Source organism: Curtobacterium sp. PhB172 (assembly GCF_003752545.1).
Lineage (GTDB): Bacteria > Actinomycetota > Actinomycetes > Actinomycetales > Microbacteriaceae > Curtobacterium.
In genome coordinates this window covers 341,337-360,428 of sequence record NZ_RKIF01000005.1, presented here as the reverse complement: position 1 = coordinate 360,428, position 19,092 = coordinate 341,337, and the positions used below count along the sequence as shown (strand labels likewise).

General features: G+C 72.8%; 18 protein-coding genes. 4 read left to right on the top strand and 14 right to left on the bottom strand.

What is annotated here, in order from left to right:
- Nucleotides 1-122 precede the first annotated feature (122 nt).
- Nucleotides 123-779 (bottom strand): PadR family transcriptional regulator, encoded by a 657-nt coding sequence (locus tag EDF42_RS02775; protein ID WP_111083510.1) that lies wholly within the window; start codon nucleotides 777-779, stop codon nucleotides 123-125.
- A gap of 162 nt (nucleotides 780-941) precedes the next feature.
- Here EDF42_RS02775 and EDF42_RS02770 point away from each other — a divergent pair, with 162 nt between their 5' ends.
- Nucleotides 942-5,723, top strand: coding sequence for a DEAD/DEAH box helicase (locus EDF42_RS02770; RefSeq protein WP_123671404.1), 4,782 nt, complete (start codon nucleotides 942-944; stop codon nucleotides 5,721-5,723).
- Nucleotides 5,716-6,495: an Fpg/Nei family DNA glycosylase gene (locus tag EDF42_RS02765; RefSeq protein ID WP_123671403.1), complete on the top strand. Its 780-nt coding sequence runs from the start codon at nucleotides 5,716-5,718 to the stop codon at nucleotides 6,493-6,495. The genes EDF42_RS02770 and EDF42_RS02765 overlap by 8 nt, the downstream gene beginning before the upstream one ends.
- A 37-nt stretch (nucleotides 6,496-6,532) precedes the next feature.
- Here the strand turns inward: EDF42_RS02765 and EDF42_RS02760 are convergent, their stop codons facing one another.
- On the bottom strand, nucleotides 6,533-7,459 hold the full coding sequence (locus EDF42_RS02760) for a LysR family transcriptional regulator ArgP (RefSeq protein WP_123671402.1): 927 nt from the start codon (nucleotides 7,457-7,459) through the stop codon (nucleotides 6,533-6,535).
- 70 nt (nucleotides 7,460-7,529) lie between these two features.
- Between EDF42_RS02760 and EDF42_RS02755 the strand changes: the two genes are divergently transcribed.
- A complete protein-coding gene (locus EDF42_RS02755) occupies nucleotides 7,530-8,249 on the top strand; it encodes a LysE/ArgO family amino acid transporter (RefSeq protein WP_185040727.1) in 720 nt (239 codons plus the stop codon).
- Between the two features lie 14 nt (nucleotides 8,250-8,263).
- Here EDF42_RS02755 and EDF42_RS02750 read toward each other — a convergent pair whose 3' ends face one another.
- From EDF42_RS02750 to EDF42_RS02720, 7 genes are all read right to left on the bottom strand, one after another.
- On the bottom strand, nucleotides 8,264-9,739 hold the full coding sequence (locus EDF42_RS02750; RefSeq protein WP_123293079.1) for an amino acid permease: 1,476 nt from the start codon (nucleotides 9,737-9,739) through the stop codon (nucleotides 8,264-8,266).
- Between the two features lie 142 nt (nucleotides 9,740-9,881).
- A complete protein-coding gene (locus tag EDF42_RS02745; protein WP_123339438.1) occupies nucleotides 9,882-10,754 on the bottom strand; it encodes a hypothetical protein in 873 nt (290 codons plus the stop codon).
- Nucleotides 10,755-10,822: 68 nt separating this feature from the next.
- Nucleotides 10,823-11,644 (bottom strand): alpha/beta fold hydrolase, encoded by an 822-nt coding sequence (locus tag EDF42_RS02740; RefSeq protein ID WP_185040725.1) that lies wholly within the window; start codon nucleotides 11,642-11,644, stop codon nucleotides 10,823-10,825.
- 146 nt (nucleotides 11,645-11,790) lie between these two features.
- Nucleotides 11,791-12,051 carry a type II toxin-antitoxin system RelE/ParE family toxin gene (locus tag EDF42_RS02735; protein ID WP_123293075.1) on the bottom strand — a complete coding sequence of 87 codons (261 nt, stop codon included), beginning with the start codon at nucleotides 12,049-12,051 and terminating at the stop codon, nucleotides 11,791-11,793.
- A complete protein-coding gene (locus EDF42_RS02730) occupies nucleotides 12,048-12,308 on the bottom strand; it encodes a type II toxin-antitoxin system Phd/YefM family antitoxin (RefSeq protein ID WP_123293073.1) in 261 nt (86 codons plus the stop codon). Before EDF42_RS02730 ends, EDF42_RS02735 begins: the two co-directional genes overlap by 4 nt.
- A 28-nt stretch (nucleotides 12,309-12,336) precedes the next feature.
- Nucleotides 12,337-12,849 (bottom strand): methylated-DNA--[protein]-cysteine S-methyltransferase, encoded by a 513-nt coding sequence (locus EDF42_RS02725; protein WP_111083519.1) that lies wholly within the window; start codon nucleotides 12,847-12,849, stop codon nucleotides 12,337-12,339.
- Nucleotides 12,846-14,444: an AlkA N-terminal domain-containing protein gene (locus tag EDF42_RS02720; RefSeq protein WP_123671399.1), complete on the bottom strand. Its 1,599-nt coding sequence runs from the start codon at nucleotides 14,442-14,444 to the stop codon at nucleotides 12,846-12,848. The genes EDF42_RS02725 and EDF42_RS02720 overlap by 4 nt, the downstream gene beginning before the upstream one ends.
- Nucleotides 14,445-14,787: 343 nt before the next feature.
- Between EDF42_RS02720 and EDF42_RS02715 the strand changes: the two genes are divergently transcribed.
- Nucleotides 14,788-15,324: a molybdenum cofactor biosysynthesis protein gene (locus EDF42_RS02715; protein WP_123671574.1), complete on the top strand. Its 537-nt coding sequence runs from the start codon at nucleotides 14,788-14,790 to the stop codon at nucleotides 15,322-15,324.
- 81 nt (nucleotides 15,325-15,405) lie between these two features.
- On the opposite strand, the gene EDF42_RS02710 is transcribed toward EDF42_RS02715, so the two are convergent.
- From EDF42_RS02710 to folE, 5 genes are all read right to left on the bottom strand, one after another.
- The gene (locus EDF42_RS02710; protein WP_123671398.1) at nucleotides 15,406-15,948 is read right to left on the bottom strand and encodes a type 1 glutamine amidotransferase domain-containing protein; all 543 of its coding nucleotides are present in this window, start codon (nucleotides 15,946-15,948) and stop codon (nucleotides 15,406-15,408) included.
- Between the two features lie 115 nt (nucleotides 15,949-16,063).
- Nucleotides 16,064-16,717 carry an HAD-IA family hydrolase gene (locus EDF42_RS02705; protein WP_123671397.1) on the bottom strand — a complete coding sequence of 218 codons (654 nt, stop codon included), beginning with the start codon at nucleotides 16,715-16,717 and terminating at the stop codon, nucleotides 16,064-16,066.
- 10 nt (nucleotides 16,718-16,727) lie between these two features.
- The gene (locus EDF42_RS02700; RefSeq protein WP_123671396.1) at nucleotides 16,728-17,537 is read right to left on the bottom strand and encodes a pyrimidine reductase family protein; all 810 of its coding nucleotides are present in this window, start codon (nucleotides 17,535-17,537) and stop codon (nucleotides 16,728-16,730) included.
- On the bottom strand, nucleotides 17,534-18,472 hold the full coding sequence (folP, locus tag EDF42_RS02695) for a dihydropteroate synthase (RefSeq protein WP_123671395.1): 939 nt from the start codon (nucleotides 18,470-18,472) through the stop codon (nucleotides 17,534-17,536). The genes EDF42_RS02700 and folP overlap by 4 nt, the downstream gene beginning before the upstream one ends.
- Nucleotides 18,469-19,062, bottom strand: coding sequence for a GTP cyclohydrolase I (gene folE, locus EDF42_RS02690; RefSeq protein ID WP_123671394.1), 594 nt, complete (start codon nucleotides 19,060-19,062; stop codon nucleotides 18,469-18,471). The genes folP and folE overlap by 4 nt, the downstream gene beginning before the upstream one ends.
- Nucleotides 19,063-19,092 lie beyond the last annotated feature (30 nt).

Sequence of the window (19,092 nt, the reverse complement as noted above, 5' to 3'; positions counted from 1 at the left end):
TGAGCAGAAATGGTCGGGTCCGACGTGCGGACTCGACCATTTCTGCTCACGATGCGCGGGGGTCAGCCCCGGCGACGACGGACGGGAGGCACGGTGCGGGCTGGCACCGTGCCTCCTGTCCGTCAGTCGGCGAGGATCTGCAGGAGGTCCTTGCGGAGCTGGTCGACCTTGGCGGTGGCGGCCTTGGCCTGGTCCTCCGTCGCGGTCGTCCGGTACATCTGCAGGACGCCCATGGTCTTCCGGAGCGCCTCGAAGAACTCGCGCTGCGCGTCCGGGATCCCTGGAGCCGCGTCGAGTGCCGCTGCGATCTCGTCGGCCTTCGCCTCGGCCTCGGCCTTGCCGGCGTCGGTGAGCTCGAAGAGCGTCTTGCGGCCGTCGCCCGACGAGACCACGAGGTCTTCGTCGACGAGCTGCTGGAGCGTCGGGTAGACCGAGCCGGGGCTCGGCTTCCAGGCGCCGCCGGTGCGCTCGGCGATGGTCTTGATCACGGCGTAGCCGTTCTGCGGCCCCTCGGCCAGCAGGCCGAGGATCGCGAGGCGGACGTCACCGCGGCGGCGGCGTTCGCGACCGAAGCCGGGTCCGCCGAAGCCACCGAAGCCGGGGCCGAAGCCCATGCCCGGCCCGAAGCCCGGGCCGAAGCCACGGCCACCTCGGCCGCCGTGCTCGTGGTCACCGCGGTCGCGGCCGGGGAAGCCAGCGCCGTGGTGCTGCCGCGCGCCGCCGAAACGGGGGCCGCGCGGGTGGTGGTTGCTGTCGTTGTCGTTGTGCATGGGGCGCATGATGCGTCCTTCCTTGTTGCTCAGTCGGCTCGCGACCGGTCTGACTGGTTTCGTCTTCGTCGTATCGCGATGTGTTTACGATAGATCGCTAATTATCGTCTTGTCAAGGGGTACTCCCCGCTCGGGCTGCTGTCGGTGGTGACGGGCAGGATGGGACGGACCATGACGGACGTCTTCGAGCGCTTCTCCCCCGCGACCGCGGAGTGGTTCCGTGGTGCGTTCGACGCCCCCACCCCCGCACAGGCGGGCGCGTGGGACGCCATCTCGACGGGGCAGCACGCACTCGTCATCGCGCCGACGGGTTCCGGCAAGACCCTGGCCTCGTTCCTGTGGTCGATCGACCGGCTCATCAGCGCGACCGACCGGCCCCCGGCCAAGCAGCGCACGCGGGTCCTGTACGTCTCGCCGCTCAAGGCCCTCGGCGTCGACGTCGAGCGGAACCTGCGCAGCCCGCTCGTCGGCATCACGCAGACGGCCCGACGGCTCGGCACCGAACCACCCGAGGTCACCGTCGGGGTGCGCAGTGGCGACACCCCGTCGTCGGACCGGCAGAAGCTGCTCCGCCAGCCGCCGGACATCCTCATCACCACGCCCGAGTCCCTGTACCTCATGCTCACCTCGCAGGCGCGCGAGACCCTGGTGAACGTCGACACCGTCATCATCGACGAGGTGCACGCCGTCGCCTCGACCAAGCGCGGGGCGCACCTGGCCGTCTCGCTCGAACGGCTCGACGACCTGCTCGACAAGCCGGTGCAGCGCATCGGGCTGTCCGCCACGGTCCGGCCGCCGGAAGAGGTCGCGCGGTTCCTCGGGGGTCGGGCGCCGGTGACGATCATCGCGCCGCCGGCGCAGAAGACCTTCGACCTGCGCGTCGTCGTGCCGGTCGACGACATGGCCGAGCTCGGTGCTCCGCCGGTCGGTGCGGACGCGTCCGACGCGCCCGCGAACGGCTCGATCTGGCCGCACGTCGAAGAGCGTGTGGTCGACCTCATCGAGGAGCACCGGTCGACGATCGTGTTCGCGAACTCGCGGCGACTGGCCGAGCGACTCACCGCGCGGCTGAACGAGATCCACGAAGAGCGCGTCCTCGCTGCGGCGGCTCCGGCCGAGGCGGCCGACGCGCTGGTCCCGGCGGGTGTCTCGCCGGCCGACGACGGCCTGCCGGTGGCGCGGGGTCGCCCGCAGTCGCCCGCGCGGACCTCGGCGCACGCGGTCGCACCCCAGGGCACGAAGCGGCCGCCGGCGCAGATGATCGGCGCGTCCGGGCAGACCGGTGGCGGCGGCTCCGACACCGCAGTGCCCGTGCTCGCCCGAGCCCACCACGGCTCGGTGTCGAAGGACCAGCGCGCGATCATCGAGGACGACCTGAAGTCCGGTCGGCTGCGGTGCGTGGTCGCGACGAGTTCGCTCGAGCTCGGGATCGACATGGGCGAGGTCGACCTCGTCGTCCAGGTCGAGGCGCCGCCCTCGGTCGCGAGCGGCCTGCAGCGCGTCGGGCGTGCCGGGCACCAGGTGGGCGAGATCTCCCGCGGGGTGCTGTTCCCGAAGCACCGCGCCGACCTCGTCAACAGTGCGGTCACGGTGGAACGGATGGTCTCGGGGCAGATCGAGTCGATCTCGGTGCCGGCGAACCCCCTCGACGTCCTGGCGCAGCACACCGTCGCTGCCGGGGCGATCGACACCGTCGACGTCGAGCACTGGTTCGACCTCGTCCGACGCAGCGCCCCGTTCAGCGGGCTGCCCCGGTCGGCGTTCGACGCCACGCTCGACCTGGTGACGGGGCGGTACCCGAGCGACGAGTTCGCCGAGCTCCGCCCGCGCCTGGTGTGGGACCGCGTGCACGGCACCCTGACCGGACGACCCGGGGCCCAGCGGCTCGCGGTGACGAGCGGCGGCACGATCCCGGACCGCGGCATGTTCGGCGTGTTCATGGTCGGCGAGAAGGCCTCCCGCGTCGGTGAGCTCGACGAGGAGATGGTCTACGAGTCCCGCGTCGGGGACGTCTTCGCCCTCGGAGCCACGAGCTGGCGGATCGAGGAGATCACCCACGACCGGGTCATCGTGAGCCCGGCCTTCGGACAGCCCGGTCGGGTGCCGTTCTGGAAGGGCGACGGCATCGGCCGCCCCGCCGAACTCGGTCGCGCGACGGGGGCGTTCGTGCGCGAGGTCGAAGGCGCCTCGGACGACGACGCCCGGGTCGCCGCCGGCGGCCTCGACGAGCGTGCCGTCACGAACCTGCTGACCTTCCTGCGCGACCAGCGCGCGGCCACCGGCCACGTGCCGAACGACACCACGCTCGTGGTCGAGCGCTTCCGCGACGAACTCGGCGACTGGCGGCTCATCCTGCACTCGCCGTACGGCATGCAGGTGCACGCGCCGTGGGCCCTGGCGGTCGCGGCACGGCTGCGTGAACGCCACGGCATCGACGGCGACGCGATGGCCGCCGACGACGGCATCGTGGTGCGCATCCCCGAGACCGACGCCGAACCGCCGGGCGCCGACCTGTTCGTGTTCGAGCGCGACGACCTCGAGGCACTCGTCACGGACGAGGTCGGTGGCTCGGCGCTGTTCGCCGCGCGGTTCCGCGAGTGTGCGGCGCGCGCCCTGCTGCTGCCCCGTCGGAACCCCGGGCAGCGATCGCCCCTGTGGCAGCAGCGGCAACGGGCCTCGCAGCTGCTCGAGGTGGCCCGGAAGTACCCGTCGTTCCCGATCGTGCTCGAGACCGTGCGCGAAGTGCTGCAGGACGTCTACGACGTGCCCGCCCTGCTCGGCATCGCCGACGAGATCGCCGGCCGCCGCATCCGCCTGGTCGAGACCGAGACCGAGACGCCGTCCCCCTTCGCCCGCTCGATCCTGTTCGGGTACGTGGCCGCGTTCATGTACGAGGGCGACTCCCCGCTCGCCGAGCGTCGGGCGGCGGCGCTGTCGCTCGACTCGACGCTGCTGGGCGAGCTGCTCGGTCGTGCCGAACTGCGGGAGCTGCTCGACCCGGCGGTCATCGCCTCGGTCGAACAGGACCTGCAGCGACTGTCGCCGGACCGCCGCGCCCGCGACGCCGAGGGGCTCGTCGACGTCCTGCGGTTGGTGGGGGCGCTCGACCTGTCCGAGGCCGTCGACCGGAGCTGGCTCGCAGGGGCCCCGGACCGCGAGGCGGCCGACGCCGAGGTCCAGGCGATCCTCACCGCGCTCGAACGGGACCGCCGCGTCCTGTCGTTCTCGCACGCCGGGTCCACCCGCTGGGCCGTCATCGAGGACGCCTCGCGCCTGCGGGACGCCCTCGGGGTCCCGCTGCCGATCGGCGTGCCGACCGCGTTCGTCGAACCCGTCGCCGACCCGCTCGGTGACCTGATCGGCCGCTACGCCCGGTCGCACGGGCCGTTCTCGGCGCAGGAGGCCGCGGGTCGCCTCGGCCTCGGGATCGCCGTCGTGCAGGACACCCTGCGCCGCCTGGTCGCCGACCGACGTGTGGTCGAGGGCGAGTTCCGCCCGGATCGGCAGGGCGCCGAGTGGTGCGACGCCGAAGTCCTGCGCCGGATCCGCACGAAGTCCCTCGCCGCACTCCGCCACGAGGTCGAGCCGGTGTCGCCGGACACACTCGCGCGCTTCCTGCCCGCCTGGCAGCACGTGCAGACCCCCGGCACCCGCGGCGGCCTGCGCGGGGTCGACGGGGTCCTACAGGTGATCGACCAGCTCGCCGGCGTCGCCCTGCCCGCCAGCGCCTGGGAGACCCTGGTGCTGCCCGCGCGGGTGACCGACTACTCCACGAACATGCTCGACGAGCTCACCGCCACCGGCGAGGTCCTGTGGTCCGGCGGTGGGACCCTGCCCGGCAACGACGGGTGGGTGCGCCTGCACCTGGCCGAGACGGCGTCGACGACGCTCGCCGAGCCCTCCGGCGACGAGACCACCGAGCTGCAGCGCGACGTGCTCGGTGCCCTGGCCGGCGGCGGCGCGTACTTCTTCCGCCAGCTCGGGCAGGCCGTCGGCAGCACCGACGACCCGGCCCTGACGACGGCGCTGTGGGACCTCGTCTGGGCCGGACAGATCACGAACGACACGTTCGCTCCGCTCCGCTCGATGCTCGGCGGCAAGGCGAAGAGCAGCAGCGCCCCGCGGGCCCGCGCCTACCGCGGGCGGCGACGTCCGACGATGCCGACACAGTCCGGCCCGCCGTCCGTCGGTGGCCGCTGGTCCCTGCTCCCCCTGGCCGAGTCCGACTCGACCGTGCGGGCCGCCGCGACCGCCGAGCAGCTGCTCGAGCGCTACGGAGTCGTCACCCGCGGGGCCGTCCAGGTCGAGGGGGTCCGGGGTGGGTTCGCGGGCGTGTACCGGGTGCTCGCGCGGTTCGAGGAGTCCGGGCGGGCGCGCCGCGGCTACTTCATCGAGGGCCTCGGCGCCGCACAGTTCGCCACGGGCCCGACCATCGACCGGCTGCGGACCTACGCCCGTGACCTCGACGACGACGAACGCGTCGACCCGGACCGGAAGCGCGAGGCACTGACCCTGGCCGCGACCGACCCCGCGAACCCGTACGGGGCGTCGCTGCCCTGGCCGTCCGACGACCGCGCGGCAGCCGATGCGGGCGACACGAGCGCCGACGTCGCTGCTGTCGCTGCGGCTGCGCAGAAGGCCCCGGTACCGGCCACCACCACCGGCGCGCGCGGCCACCGGCCCGGGCGCAAGGCCGGCGCGCTCGTCACCACCGTCGACGGCCGGCTCGCGGTGTACGTCGAGCGCGGCGGCAAGTCGGTGCTGACCTTCACCGACGACCCCGCCGACCTGGCCGTCGCAGCGGCGTCGATCGCGGGCATCGTGCGCACCGGACTGCGGAAGCTCGCGGTCGAGCGCGTCGACGGCGAGTTCGTGCTCGGTACTCCGCTCGGCACCGCGCTGGGCGACGCCGGGTTCACCGCCACCCCGCAGGGACTCCGGCTCCGTGCCTGAGGGCGACACCGTCTACCGGGCAGCCCACCGGCTGCACACGGCGCTCGCGGGCAAGGTCCTGACCCGGAGCGACTTCCGGGTGCCCGCGTTCGCGACCGTCGACCTGGTCGGCCGCACCGTCGACGAGGTCGTGCCCCGTGGCAAGCACCTGCTGCACCGGATCGGGGACCTGACCGTGCACTCCCACCTGAAGATGGAGGGGCGGTGGGACGTCTACGCGCCCGGTGAGCGCTGGCGACGCCCGGCGCACCAGGCACGCGCGATCCTCGACACCGAGGACGTCTCGACCGTCGGGTTCACGCTCGGGGTGCTCGAGGTGATCCCCCGCGACCAGGAGTCCGAGGTCGTCGGACACCTCGGCCCGGACCTGCTCGGGCCCGACTGGGACGCCGACCTGGCACTCGAGAACCTGACGCGGGATCCTGCACGTCCGGTCGGACTGGCGCTGCTCGACCAGCGGGTGCTCGCCGGCCTCGGCAACGTCTACCGCAACGAGCTCTGCTTCCTGCGCGGGGTCCTGCCGACCCGCCCGGTGGCCGAGGTGCACGACGCCGGCCGGACGATCTCCCTGGCGAGCCGGCTCATCCTGGCGAACCGCGACCGCAGCCACCGGGTGACGACGGGGATCGACCGCCCGGGGCGTCGGTTCTGGGTCTACGGACGAGCGGGCAAGCCGTGCCTGCGGTGCGGCACCCGGATCCGGCGAGGAGACCTCGGTGACTCGGAGCTCACCCTGCGGGACACCTACTGGTGCCCGCGCTGCCAGACCTGAGCCGCGGGCGCAGCGACGAGCACCGGCACGTGCCTGCTCACCGGGTGACGGGGTGCAGGCGCTCGGCGGCGGTCGATCGCACCGCGTCCGTGACCCGCTCGAGCAGCGGTGACGCCAGGTTCCACCGTTGCCACCACAGGGCGACGTCGGCCCGGCGGGTCGGGGTGAGCTCGAGCAGCTCGCCCCGCGCCAGGGCATCGAGGCACTGCGCTTCGGGCAGCATCCCCCACCCGAAGCCGAGCGAGACCGCCCGTGCGAAGTCGGCCGAGGTCGGGACGAAGTGTCGTGGACCGGAGGGCGCGTGGCCGAGCACCCGACGGAGGTAGCCCTGCTGCAGGTCGTCGTCGCGGTCGTAGTCGACGAGCGGCACCCGGTCGAGGCGGCTCAGCATCCGCCGCTCGGTGTCAGCGTCGGACAGGTAGCGGTCGACGAACGCCGGCGACGCCACCGCCCGGTACCGGTCGATGCCGAGCGGCACCGACGAGCAGCCCTGCACGGGATCCGCCTCGGCCGTCACGGCACCCATCACCGTGCCGGCGCGCAGCAGCTCGGCGGTGCGGTCCTGGTCCTCGCGGTGCAGGTCGAAGACCACCTCGGTGTCGGCACGGACGAGTGCGAGCGCGTCGAGGAACCACGTGCCGAGCGAGTCGGCGTTGACGGCGAGCGGGATCGACGGCACCGCGGACCCCGCACCGTCGGCATCGGTCTCGCCGAGTGCGCGAGCGGTCTCGTCGTCGAGCAACCGCACCTGGCGTGCATGCCGGAGCACGACCGCACCGTCGGCCGTCGGGGTGACCGGGGTCGTCCGCTGCAGCAGGACCCGGCCGACCTGCTGCTCCATCGACTTGATGCGCTGCGAGACCGCCGACGGGGTGATCGACAGGGCCCGGGCGGCCGCGTCGAGGGTGCCGTGGTCGACGGCGGCCAACAGGGTCTCGAGGTGCTCGCGCTGGAAGCGGACCATGCAGTGCAGCTTACGGCGCTGAAGGAACGTGAGCTGGTCTACAGACGAGGGGGCACCTAGCGTCGTGGACGTGACCGCACTCCTCCCCCTGCTCGCCGGCCTCGGCACCGGACTCGCCCTGATCGTCGCGATCGGTGTGCAGAACACCTACCTGCTCCGGCTGGCGGTCAGCTCGGGTCTGCGCGTGGTGACGGCGGCGGTCGTCGTGTGCGCGGTGTCGGACGCCGTGCTCATCGTCGCCGGGGTACTCGGCGTCGGGGCCGTGGTCGAGCGGTTCCCGGTGGCGCTCGTCGTCGTGCGGTTCGTCGGGGCCGCGTTCCTCGTGACCTACGGCGTGCTCGCCGCGCGACGGGCACTGCGGCCGTCGAGCGACGCCATTCGCGTGGCCGACGAGGCGGCGGACGACGGCGTGCCGGAGCCGGCCGCGGGCAGTGGACCCGAGCGCCCGGGGACGGTGGTGGCGGGGCGGACGCGCACCGCGCCTCCCGGCCAGGCGGTCACCATGCGCACGGCGGTGGTGACCATGCTCGTCTTCACGTGGGCGAACCCGCACGTGTACCTGGACACGCTGGTGTTCCTCGGGTCCGTCGCGAACGAGCAGGGCCCGGACGACCGCTGGCTGTGGACCGTCGGTGCCGTTGCGGCGAGCTGCCTGTGGTTCGGCGCGCTCGGGTTCGGCGGCCGACTGCTCCGGCCGCTGTTCGCGAAGCCGCTGACATGGCGGGTGTTCGACGGCCTGGTCGCCGTCGTGATGCTGGGCTTCGGCGCCCTGCTGGTCGTCGGCGCGTAGGGGGCCGGAGCCCGCTACTGCTGCCCCTTGCCCACCCGGCTGTTGCGGCGGCTGTAGCCGAAGTAGATCGCGAAGCCGATGACGAGCCAGACGACGAACCGCAGCCAGGTCTCGACCTCGAGGTTCAGCATCAGCCAGAAGCACAGCACGGCCGACAGGATCGGGATCACCGGCGACCACGGCACCCGGAACGAGCGCGGGGCGTCCGGGCGCGACTTGCGGAGCACGATGATGCCGATCGACACCAGCACGAAGGCCGACAGCGTGCCGATGTTGATCATGCCCTCGAGCTTGTCGACCGCGGTGAACCCGGCGAGCAGCGCGACGACGACGCCCGCGACGACCTGCACGCGCACCGGCGTCTGCGTCTTCGGGTTCGTCTTCGAGAACCAGCGCGGCAGCAGACCGTCACGGCTCATCGCGAAGACGATGCGGGACAGGCCGAGCAGCAGCACCATGACGACGGTCGTCAGACCGATCAGGGAGCCGATGGCGATGATGCCGGCCGCCCACGGCAACCCGACGATGTCGAAGGCCGAGGCCAGCGACGGTGCGTCCTCCTGCGCCAGGCGCTGGTACGAGACCATGCCGGTGATGACGATGCTGACGCCGACGTAGAGCAGCGTCACGATGCCCAGGCCGATGAAGATGCCGCGGGGCAGCGTCTTCTGCGGGTTCTCGGTCTCCTCCGCGCTGGTCGCGACGACGTCGAAGCCGATGAACGCGAAGAACACGAGCGACGCCGCGGCGAGCAGCCCGAAGACGCCGTACTGCGCGGGCTCGGAACCGGTGAACCAGGACACGAGCGACTGGGTCCAGACGCTGCCCTCGGCACCCTTGGCGGGCTCCGACGGCGGGATGAACGGGGTGAAGTTCGCGGCCTTGACGAAGAACGCGCCGGCGACGATGACGAACACCACGATGGCGACCTTGATGATCGTGATGACCGCCGAGACCCGCGACGACAGGCGGGTGCCGAAGGCGAGCAGCACCGTGAAGATGCCGACGATCAGGACCGGACCCCAGGTGAACGGGATCGGGCCGAGCTGGATCGTGCTCGGCAGGGTCACTCCGAACACGTCGAACGCGGTGCTGAGGTAGATGCCCCAGTACTTCGCGATCACGGCGCTGGCGGTGAGGGTCTCGAGGATGAGGTCCCAGCCCACGATCCAGGCGAGCAGCTCACCCATCGTGGCGTAGGTGAACGTGTACGCGGAACCGGCGACGGGGATCGTCGAGGCGAACTCGGCGTAGCACATGATCGCCAGGCCACACGTGACGGCGGCGAGCAGGAACGAGATGATGACGCCCGGCCCGGCGAAGTTCGCTGCGGCGTTCGCGCCGACCGAGAAGATGCCGGCGCCGACGGCGACCGCGATGCCCATCGCGGCGATGTCGAACGTCTTCAGGGAGCGTTTCAGGGACCGGCCCTGCTCCTCGGAGTCGGCCAGAGAGGCCTCGATCGACTTGATGCGGAGCTTCGTTGCCATGGGGTGGATCCCGTCATCGGCTGGGCGGCGGACCCCGTGACAGTACTGGTGTACCACCCCGACACGCAAACAGCGGAGCCGCTGGGCGCACGGGAACCGGGTTCCGTGGGCAGGGCGGGTCGACCGGGAGGCCCGGCTCGGCTCAGGCGGATCGGCGCCAGTCCGCCAGGAACCGCGCTCCGGCCTCGTCGTGGATCACCCCGTCGGGTGCGGTGAGCACCGGGTACGGCGTCGCCGGCACGCCGTCCGAGGGACGGACGTCGACGTGCGCGACCTCGTGGCCGTTCGCGTGCAGCCAGTCCGCCATCGCGTAGTCGCTGCGCGAGTCGCCCATCGTGCGCCAGGCCGTCGGCAGCGCGCCGTCCTGCGCCAGGAGCTCGAGCGACCGCTCGGCGCCCATGTCCTTGCCGCTGCGGTCGGACTCGACGTCGGTCGAGATGATCGTCGGGTCGATCCGCCACTGCACGGCGCCGTCGGCGTCGGGTCGGACGTCGTCGAGACGGCGCACGCCCAGGCCGCGACGCTCGAGGGCCGCCATCGCCTTCGCGTCGAACTCGGGCTGCCGAGCCAGGTACGTGGCGTTCGGCACCTCCACCCGCTGCTCGATCGACACCATGGCGCGCTTCGTCTCGTCGAAGAACACCAGGTCGGCGTACTCGGTGCGGACGAGCTCGCGCATCTCGTCGGCGTAGTCGCGCGGGAGCGCCAGGTCGTCGGCGACGGTGAGCTCGCTCATCCCGCCCTCGTACTGCGGGCCGATCGAGCACCAGACGGCGCCCTTCTCGCAGACGGCGTGCACGCGGCCGCCCTCGGCGAGACCACCCGCCAGCAGCGGACCGACCACCTCGCTCCGGATGAAGGCGTCGCTCCGGCCGGTGTTGAAGACGACGGGGATGCCCTCGGCGGCCAGGGCGACCAGGTCCTCGATGATGCTCGGGATCGCGATGGTGCGGGAGACCGGGCTGGCGATGGGCCCGTCGACGTCGAGCAGGAGACCGAGACGAGGTGCGTTCACGGCACCATCTTCGCAGGAGAGCTGAACTCCCCAGCACGAGCTGGGTTCACCACGCCATCCTCTCGCAGTCAGCTGCTCGGTGAGACGACCCGGACCAGGAACCCGTCGAGCACGGCGCCGATCGCGGCCGGGTCGGGCACGTGGCCCTGCCCGGGGACCTCGACGTAGTGCGAACCAGGCACGGCCTCGACGACCGCTCGAGCCGCCTGCCGCATCCACTCGTGGCCGTCGCTGCCCGCGGCGACGAGCACCGGGACACCGACCGCTGCTGCCACCCGCTCTGGGATCGCCAGGCCGTTGAGCACCCGCACGTCGCGGCTGAGCACGTGGGCGTCGACGACGAGCGACCGCCAGAGCGCACCCTTCAGCCGCAGCGCCGAGATCTGCCCCATCGGCACCCCCAGGACGTGCGCGAGGAACGCCCGGACGGCCTGGGCACGACGGCCGGCGGCGACGTGCTCGTCGAGCAGGTCGGCGAAGACGACGTCGTCGGCGTGCGGGTCGACCGTCGCTCGGTACGGCGGCTCCCACAGCACGGCGGCCCCGAACGGGACACCGGCGGCGAGGCCGCGGAGGACCACACCCGCGCCGACGCAGAGGCCGAGCGCGGCGACGGGTCCGTCCACACTCGCGACGACGGCCGCGAGGTCCTCGACCTCGCGCTCGATCGTCCACGGGGTGGTGTCGCTGCTCGCACCGCGGCCCCGCCGGTCGTACGTGATGACCCGGTAGCGGTCCTGCAGCGCTTCGGTCAGGTGCTCGACGGTGGGGGTGCCGTGGTGGTCGAAGGCGCCACCGACCACGACGAGCGCCGGACCGGTCCCCGCGTCGGACACGGCGATCACCGTGCCGTCGGCGGAGACGACCGTGCGGTCGACGTGCTGGTCCATTGGGAGCCTTCCGAGGGTGGTTCGACGGCGCTGCGTCGGGTCCTCGGGAGGGACCGGGCGGGTCGGTCCTCGAAGCATGGCATCGGAGCGCTCCCACGTCACCACCCGCAACCAGGGGGAGACGATCGATCCGGGTCCGGCTCCGCTCAGCGGTCGCGGTAGATCGCTCGGCGGTGGCCGGCATCGACGACGATCACGATGAGTCGGCCGTCGTCGATCTCGTAGATCAGACGGTAGTCACCTGATCGCACCCGCCACCCGGGTCGGTTCACGAGCTTCCGAGCTGCCGGGGGCCGCGGGTGGTCGGCGAGGATCGCGAGGAGTCCCTCGATCCGCCGACGACCGTCGGGCGGGAGCTTGCGGATGACACGTTGCGCGGACGGGATGACCTCGACCGACCAGGTCATCCGAGTCCGAGTTCGCGCTTGAGATCGTCCCACTGCACGTTCTCGCCGCCGATGCGCTTGTTCTCCGCGATGGCAGCGTCGTACGCGACCAGGTCGTCGAGGTCCTCGGCCGCCTCGAGCAGGCGGTCCAGGACATCCGCGTCCACCACCGCCGCGACGCGCTTGTTGCGCCGGGTCAGGTAGACGGGTTCGTGCCGGGCGTCGTCGATGATCGACGCCAGGCGGCCACGTGCTTCGGAGATCGACACTTCGCTCACCTGTACATTCTAGAGCGTTTTGTACAACTCAGACGAGCGCCGTGGTGCCGACCGATTCCCGTTCGAGCAACGATCGCTTGACGTCGAGCCCCCACGCGAAGCCCCCGAGCGTGCCGTCGGAACGCAGCACCCGGTGGCACGGCACGAACAGGGCGGGAGCGTTCCGTGCGCACACGCTGGCGGCGGCCCGCACGGCGTCCGGACGGCCCATCGCCCCCGCGAACTCGGTGTAGGTCAGGGTGCCGCCGGCGGGGATGCGGCGGAGCTGCCGCCACCCCTCGGTGAACAGGTCGGTGCCGAACTGCCGCACCGGCACCTGCATGGCGTGCTCGACCTCGCCCGAGTAGAAGGCGTCCACGGCGTCGGCGGCGGCGACCGTGCCGTCGACGATGCGACTGGGCCGGTACCGGTCGGCGAGCCGCCCGAGGATCCGGTCGACGGAGTCGGTCCAGCCCGAGGCGAGGACACGGCCCTCGGCGTCCTCGAGCACGGTGAAGGCCCCGTCCGGGGTGTCCAGGGTCTGGATGGTTGCGTCGGTCATCGTTCGTCCTTCCGAGGGTCGTTGTCTGCGTGCCGCGCACGGCTGGTGCCGTGCACCCGCGCGCCGGCGGCCGTCGCGATCGCGCGGTCGATGATCGGTCGCCAGCAGTGCATCGTCAGGTAGCTCCGCCAGGGCGCCACCTGCTCCGACCATAGGGAGAGCTCGCGCGCCGTACCGGGCAGTCCGAGTTCCTGTGCACCGTTGCGCACCGCGAGGTCGCTGTGGAGGAACACGTCGGGGTGGTGCCGGACCCGGAGCGCCACGTAGTCGGCAGTCCACGGCCCGATGCCCTTCACCGCCAGCAACCGCTCGCGCAGTTCGTCGAGGGACTGTCCGCCGTCGACCACGAGCCACCCGTCGGCGAGCGCCGCGGCGACCCGCAGGATCGTGTCGACGCGGGCGGCCGGACCGCGCAGTACCTCGTGGCCGCGGGCGGCGATGACCTCGGCGGACGGGAACAGCAGGCCCTCCGGCAGGATCGCCGACGGCACGGCGGCACCGAGCGCCGCCACGAGCCGCGTCTGGGCCGTCCGGGCCGCGGCGACGGAGACCTGCTGCCCGATGAGGGTGCGGAACACGATCTCGTGCGCGTCGACGGCACCGGGCAGCCGCAGGCCGGGGACCCGCTGCACGGCCGCGGCCAGCTCGGGCACGGAGCCGAGCACCGCGTCGACGGCGACCGGGTCGGCGTCGAGGTCGAAGTACGACCGGACGCGGGCGACGAGCGTCGGCAGGTCGGACAGGTCGGTGACGCGCACCCGCAGGTCGATCCCGGTACCGCGACCGGCGGCCGTGGAACCGGCCGTCCCCACGACCGCGGCCGACGCGCTGAACCAGCCCGGGCCTCCCGGCAGGTCGAGCAGCCGCCCGTAGGAGGTGACCCGCCCGGATTCGTCGGTGTCCACCTGCTCCAGGCCCGGCAGGGCGTGCAGTGCGTGCCAGTCGAGGAGCCCCTGCGCGTCGAACGGCGGCCGCGCGGGCAGGTGCACGTGCAGCGCGCCGTCGGACGCGGGCCGGAGCGTCCGCCGGGCGCGCAGCTCGGACGGGGTGACGGCGAAGACCTCGCGGACGGTCTCGTTGAACTGGCGGACGCTCGCGAACCCGGCGGCGAAGGCGACATCCGCGATGGGCAGGTCCGACGACGTCAGCAGCGTGCGTGCCGTCTGGGCGCGGTGTGCGCGGCTGAGCGCCTTCGGGCCGGCACCGAGCTCGGCCGTCATGATGCGGTTGAGCTGGCGCTCGGAGTAGCCGACCCGTGCGGCGAGGCCCGGGACGCCGTCGCGCTCGACGACACCGTCGAGGACGAGGCGCATGGCGCGACCGGCGACGTCCTCGCGCAGGTCCCACTCGGGGCTGCCGGGGGTCGCTTCGGGCAGGCAGCGCTTGCAGGCGCGGAAGCCCGCCAGGTGCGCTGCGGCGCTCGTGCGGTAGAAGGTGACGCCGGCCTCGCGGGGCGTGCGTGCCGGGCAGCTCGGTCGGCAGTAGATGCCGGTGGAGTGCACGGCGGTGACGAACTGGCCGTCGAAGCGTGCGTCGCGCGAGGCGACGACGCGGTAGCGCTCGGCGTGCAGCTGGTCGGTTCCGGAGGTGGTCACGAGCCCAGCCTGACACGCACCACCGACCGCGACTGGCGGAAATCGGACGCCGCGGCGGGGCCCGGGCGGCGGTCCGGCGGCGGGCGGGCGGCCGTCGGGCGGCGGTCGGCGGCCCCGAGGTTCCGAAATCTCGGCATGTCGGCGCTCGATGTGCTCGCCCGTGGAACCTCGGCGCCACACCGACGGCGTGTTGTGGAACCTCGGCGCAGCGGCACCGACGACGGCACGGCATCGACCGGGAGGCCCGGCTAGCGTTGGGCGGGTGACCTCCGGAGACGATGTGGCCGGGTCTGACCACCGGGTCGGCTCCGACGAGCTCGCCGGCCTCGCCGACTGCGCCGACCTGCCGTTCCGGACCGACGTCGACATCGCGCTGCTGCTCGTGTCGCGCCGCCACCGCTACGAGGGCAGGCCGGCCGACGGTGCCCTGCCGGTCCGGTCGGACGACCCGGACGAGCGGCGCGACCGCATCGAGCTGCGCGCGGGACTCGGCATCGTCGGCGACCGCTACTTCGCGGCACGGGCGCACGTCCACGCCTCGGTGACCGTCATCGGGCTCGAGGGCCTCGAGGAGGTCGGACGATCACTCGGCGTGCCGGTCGACCCCGTGGCGACCCGGCGGAACGTGTTCCTGCGGGGCGCCGACGTCGAAGCACTCCGGGGCGAGCCGTTCTCGCTGCAGAGCCCCGGCAGCGGTGCCGTGCTGTTCCGCGGGTACCGGCCGGCGAACCCGTGCGCCTGGATGGACCACGAGGTGGCGCCGGGGGCGTTCCGGGCGATGCGTGGACGGGGCGGGGTGCGGTGCGACCCCGGGTCCGACGGCGTGCTGGCCCTCGGACCCGCGGTGCTCCGGACGATCCGCCCCGTCGCGCTGGGCTGACAGCGGCGCCGTCAGCAGCAGCGCACCGCCGTCAGCGGCAGCGCCGCCAGCGGCAGCGGCGTCAGCCGCAGCGCACCGTGCTCACGCGGTCAGCGCGCTCTCGATCGCATCTACGAAGGCCGGCAGGTCGTCGGGGTTCCGCGAGGTGATGATGCCGCCGTCGACCTGGACCTCCTGGTCGACCCACTCGGCGCCGGCGTTCCGGACGTCGGTCTGCAGCGACGGGAACGAGGTGATCGTCCGCCCGCGCAGCACACCGGCCTCGATGAGGGTCCACGGGCCGTGGCAGATCGCCGCGACGGGCTTGTTCGCCTCGACGAAGGCCGTCACCAGGGAGATCGCCGAGTTGTCCTGTCGCAGGGTGTCGGCGTTGATGGTGCCACCGGGGACCACGAGTGCGTCGTACCCGGTCACGTTGACACCGGCGATGGTGGTGTCGGGGTCGAGGGACTTGCCGGGGTCCTTGTCGCCGACCAGGGTCGCGATCGAACCGGAGTCCTGCGCCGCCACGGTCACCGTCGCGCCGCGCTCGCGGAGCTGGTCGACGGGCACGACGATCTCGTCCTGCTCCACGCCGTAGTTCGTCGCGATGACGAGGACCTTCTTGCCGTCCAGGGTTGCCATGGTCGCTCCTTCCGCGGCACGGTGGTTCCGGCCGCACGTGCGGCCCGGTGGTTCCGGCCGCACAGCCGAGGGTCGTCGGGGAGCGCTGGACGTGCCCGCAGGACGCAGCGGGTCCTCAGCCGCGGATGCGGAAAGCGGACCCTTCGGCCTCGACGGTGATGCCGTCGTACCCCGACACCCGGTAGAGCCCGGCCGTGACGTCCGACTCGTGCGGGCCGACGACGACCGTGGTCGCTCCCGAGGCGATGGCCGACTCGAGACCGGCGGGGGCGTCCTCGAACGCCACGCAGTCCGTGGCCTCGACACCGAGCAGCGCAGCACCGCGCAGGTACCCGTCGGGGTGCGGCTTGCCGTGCTCGACGTCCTCGGACGGCACGAACGCCGTCGGCATGGTCAGGCCCGCTGCCGCCATCCGCCCGGCGGCCAGGTCGCGCGGTGCACTCGTCACGAGCGCCACCGGGACCCCCGCGTCGAGGAGCCGGTCGACGAAGGCGGCGGCGCCGGGGATCTCGAAGATGCCCTCGCTGCTCGCACTCTCCTCGGCGACCAGGGCGGCGGCGATGCGGAGCTGCTCGTCGCGGTCCAGATCGGGAAGGAAGTGCTGGATCGTGCTGATCGCCTGACGCCCGTGCGAGAAGGCCAGGATCTCGGCGGGCTCGATGCCGCGGTCCTGACCGAACCGCGTCCAGGTGGCCTCGACCACCGCGGTCGAGTCGACGAGCGTCCCGTCCATGTCGAAGAGGACCCCGGACGCCACGATGTCGATCACGCGCCCGACCCTAGCCGACGCGGTCGACCGGCACCGAGACGCGGGCGGTCGGCTCCGAGACGCGGGCGGACGGCTCCGCCCGGACGTACCGGGTGAGCAGCACGTCACCCGCACCGCGGAGCACGTGCGCGGGGCGCATCCGCCGCAGCTCCGGGGAACCGCCGCGCGCGATCCGGGGCCCGGTGCCGCCCTCGAGCGACGGGTCGATCGTCAGGGTCAGCTCGTCGACGGCGTCCGCGGCGATGAGCGATCCGAGGAACGTCGGGCCACCCTCGCAGTGGATCGTGCCGAGCCCCCGCGCCACCAGTGCGTCGCGGACGAGCGACACGTCGACCGAGTCGGGGTCGGTGCCGGTACTGCAGGGCACGACGTCGGCGACGGACGACAGCGCGACCCCGGCGTCGGACGCCGCCGCGGCCGCGGAGGTCAGGACGACGGGCCGGACCGGGGCCTCGGTGAACACCCGGGATCCGGCGTCCAGCGACAGTGATCGCGACACGATCGCGAACACCGGGTGGTCGGGCATGCCGTGCGCGCGGCGCCAGGCCACGTCGGCGTCGTGCAGGACCATCGGCCCGTAGCCCTCGTCGCGCACGGTCCCCGCGGCGACGAGCACCACGTCGGCCACCCGGCGGAGCAGGTCGAACACGCGCAGGTCGTCCGGGCCGCCGAGCGACCCCGAGACCCCGGCGGCCGAGGCGGACCCGTCGAGCGTCGCCACGAAGTTCACCCGCAGCCACGGCGCCGACGCACCCGCGGTGTACAGGTCGACCAGGTCGTCGTCGGACAGCTCAGCGATCGACGGGGGCAGGAGGTTCACGTGTTGTGCCGCGCTTCCACCGGGGCTCGCCAGCCGAGCGTCGCCTCGACCATGCGCATCGCGTCGACGCTCTCGGTGACGTCGTGCATCCGGATGATCCGCGCCCCGAGCATCGCGCTCACGGTCGCGACGGCGAGCGACCCCGCCAGGCGTTCGCCGCGCGGGCGTCCGAGCGACTCCCCCACGAAGTCCTTGTTCGACACCGCCGCGAGCACGGGGTACCCGAGCGCCACGACCTCGGGCAGGCGCCGGGTCACCTCGAGCGTGTGCACCGTGTTCTTGTTGAGGTCGTGGCCCGGGTCGACGACGATCCGCGACTCCGGGATCCCCGCGGCGAGCGCCCGATCGACCCGCTCCCGCAGGAACCCGACGACGGACGCCGTGACGTCGTCGTACTGCGGCGGCGCTGCGAGGGGCCGCCGGGGTTCGGCGAGCGAGTGCGTGATGACGATCGTCGCCTCGGAGTCTGCGACGACGGCGGCCATCCGGGGGTCGGACAGGCCGGTGGTGTCGTTGACCACGCTCGCCCCGGCCGCGATCGCCGCTGCAGCGACCTCGGGGCGGAACGTGTCGACGCTGATGGTGACGTCGGACTCCTGGGCGAGCTGCTCGACGACGGGGACGACGCGGTCGACCTCGTCCGCAGCGGGCAGCTCCGGCCCCGGAGCGAACTTCACGCCGCCGATGTCGACCCAGTCGGCGCCCCGCTCGGCAGCCCGGACGGCGGCGGCGACGGCGCGGTCGAGCTCGAAGGTGGCACCGCGGTCGTGGAACGAGTCAGGCGTGCGGTTCACGATCGCCATCACGGCGATGCGGTGGTCGAAGTCGAACGTTCGGCGTCCGATCGTGCGGACCGGGTCGCGCAGGTCGGGCACCACCCAGCCGGGTGCGGTCGATCCTGCCTGGAGGCCCGTGGCGGCCCCCTCAGACGTCACGCGTCCGCCTCGGGGTGGGGTACACGCCCGGCACCGATGAGCGCGATCGCCTCGGCCCGGCCCGCAGCGTCGGCCAGCGAGCCGTTCGCCGCGACCGTGACGGTCGTCGACCCGGTCTGGCGCTCCCCACGGGTCGTCACGCACTGGTGCTGCGCGTCGAGGACCACGAGGACCCCCTCGGCACCGAGCCCCTCGGCGATCGTGGCAGCGACCTGCTCGCCCAGCCGTTCCTGCAGCTGCGGACGCGAGGCCACGGCGTCGAGCACACGCGAGAGCGTTCCGAGCCCGATCAGACGGTCACCCGGCGCGTACGCCAGGTGCGCGACCCCGAGGAACGGCAGCAGGTGGTGCTCGCAGACGGACCGGAACTTCACGTCGCGGACGATGACGAGTCGGCCGCGTTCGCCGTCCTCGGCGTGCACGGTGCCGTCGCGGGCGATGGCCACGGCGTCCGTGCCGATGCCGGCGAAGAACTCGGCGTACGAGTCGGCGACCCGAGCGGGTGTGCGTTCGAGTTCGGGGCGGTCGGGATCCTCGCCGATGCCGAGCAGGAGTTCGCGCACCGCGGCCTCGACGCGGGCACGGTCCATGCGTGACGTCACCGGTCCATCCAACACCAG

What these genes read in the sequence shown, in the direction of transcription:
- EDF42_RS02710 (WP_123671398.1), bottom strand. Translation starts at nt 15,948, where the DNA reads ATGGCAACCCTGGACGGCAAGAAGGTCCTCGTCATCGCGACGAACTAC.
- EDF42_RS02735 (WP_123293075.1), bottom strand. Translation starts at nt 12,051, where the DNA reads ATGACCTGGTCGGTCGAGGTCATCCCGTCCGCGCAACGTGTCATCCGC.
- EDF42_RS02740 (WP_185040725.1), bottom strand. Translation starts at nt 11,644, where the DNA reads ATGGACCAGCACGTCGACCGCACGGTCGTCTCCGCCGACGGCACGGTG.
- EDF42_RS02770 (WP_123671404.1), top strand. Translation starts at nt 942, where the DNA reads ATGACGGACGTCTTCGAGCGCTTCTCCCCCGCGACCGCGGAGTGGTTC.
- EDF42_RS02760 (WP_123671402.1), bottom strand. Translation starts at nt 7,459, where the DNA reads ATGGTCCGCTTCCAGCGCGAGCACCTCGAGACCCTGTTGGCCGCCGTC.
- folE (WP_123671394.1), bottom strand. Translation starts at nt 19,062, where the DNA reads ATGGACCGTGCCCGCGTCGAGGCCGCGGTGCGCGAACTCCTGCTCGGC.
- EDF42_RS02750 (WP_123293079.1), bottom strand. Translation starts at nt 9,739, where the DNA reads ATGGCAACGAAGCTCCGCATCAAGTCGATCGAGGCCTCTCTGGCCGAC.
- EDF42_RS02775 (WP_111083510.1), bottom strand. Translation starts at nt 779, where the DNA reads ATGCGCCCCATGCACAACGACAACGACAGCAACCACCACCCGCGCGGC.
- EDF42_RS02725 (WP_111083519.1), bottom strand. Translation starts at nt 12,849, where the DNA reads ATGACCGACGCAACCATCCAGACCCTGGACACCCCGGACGGGGCCTTC.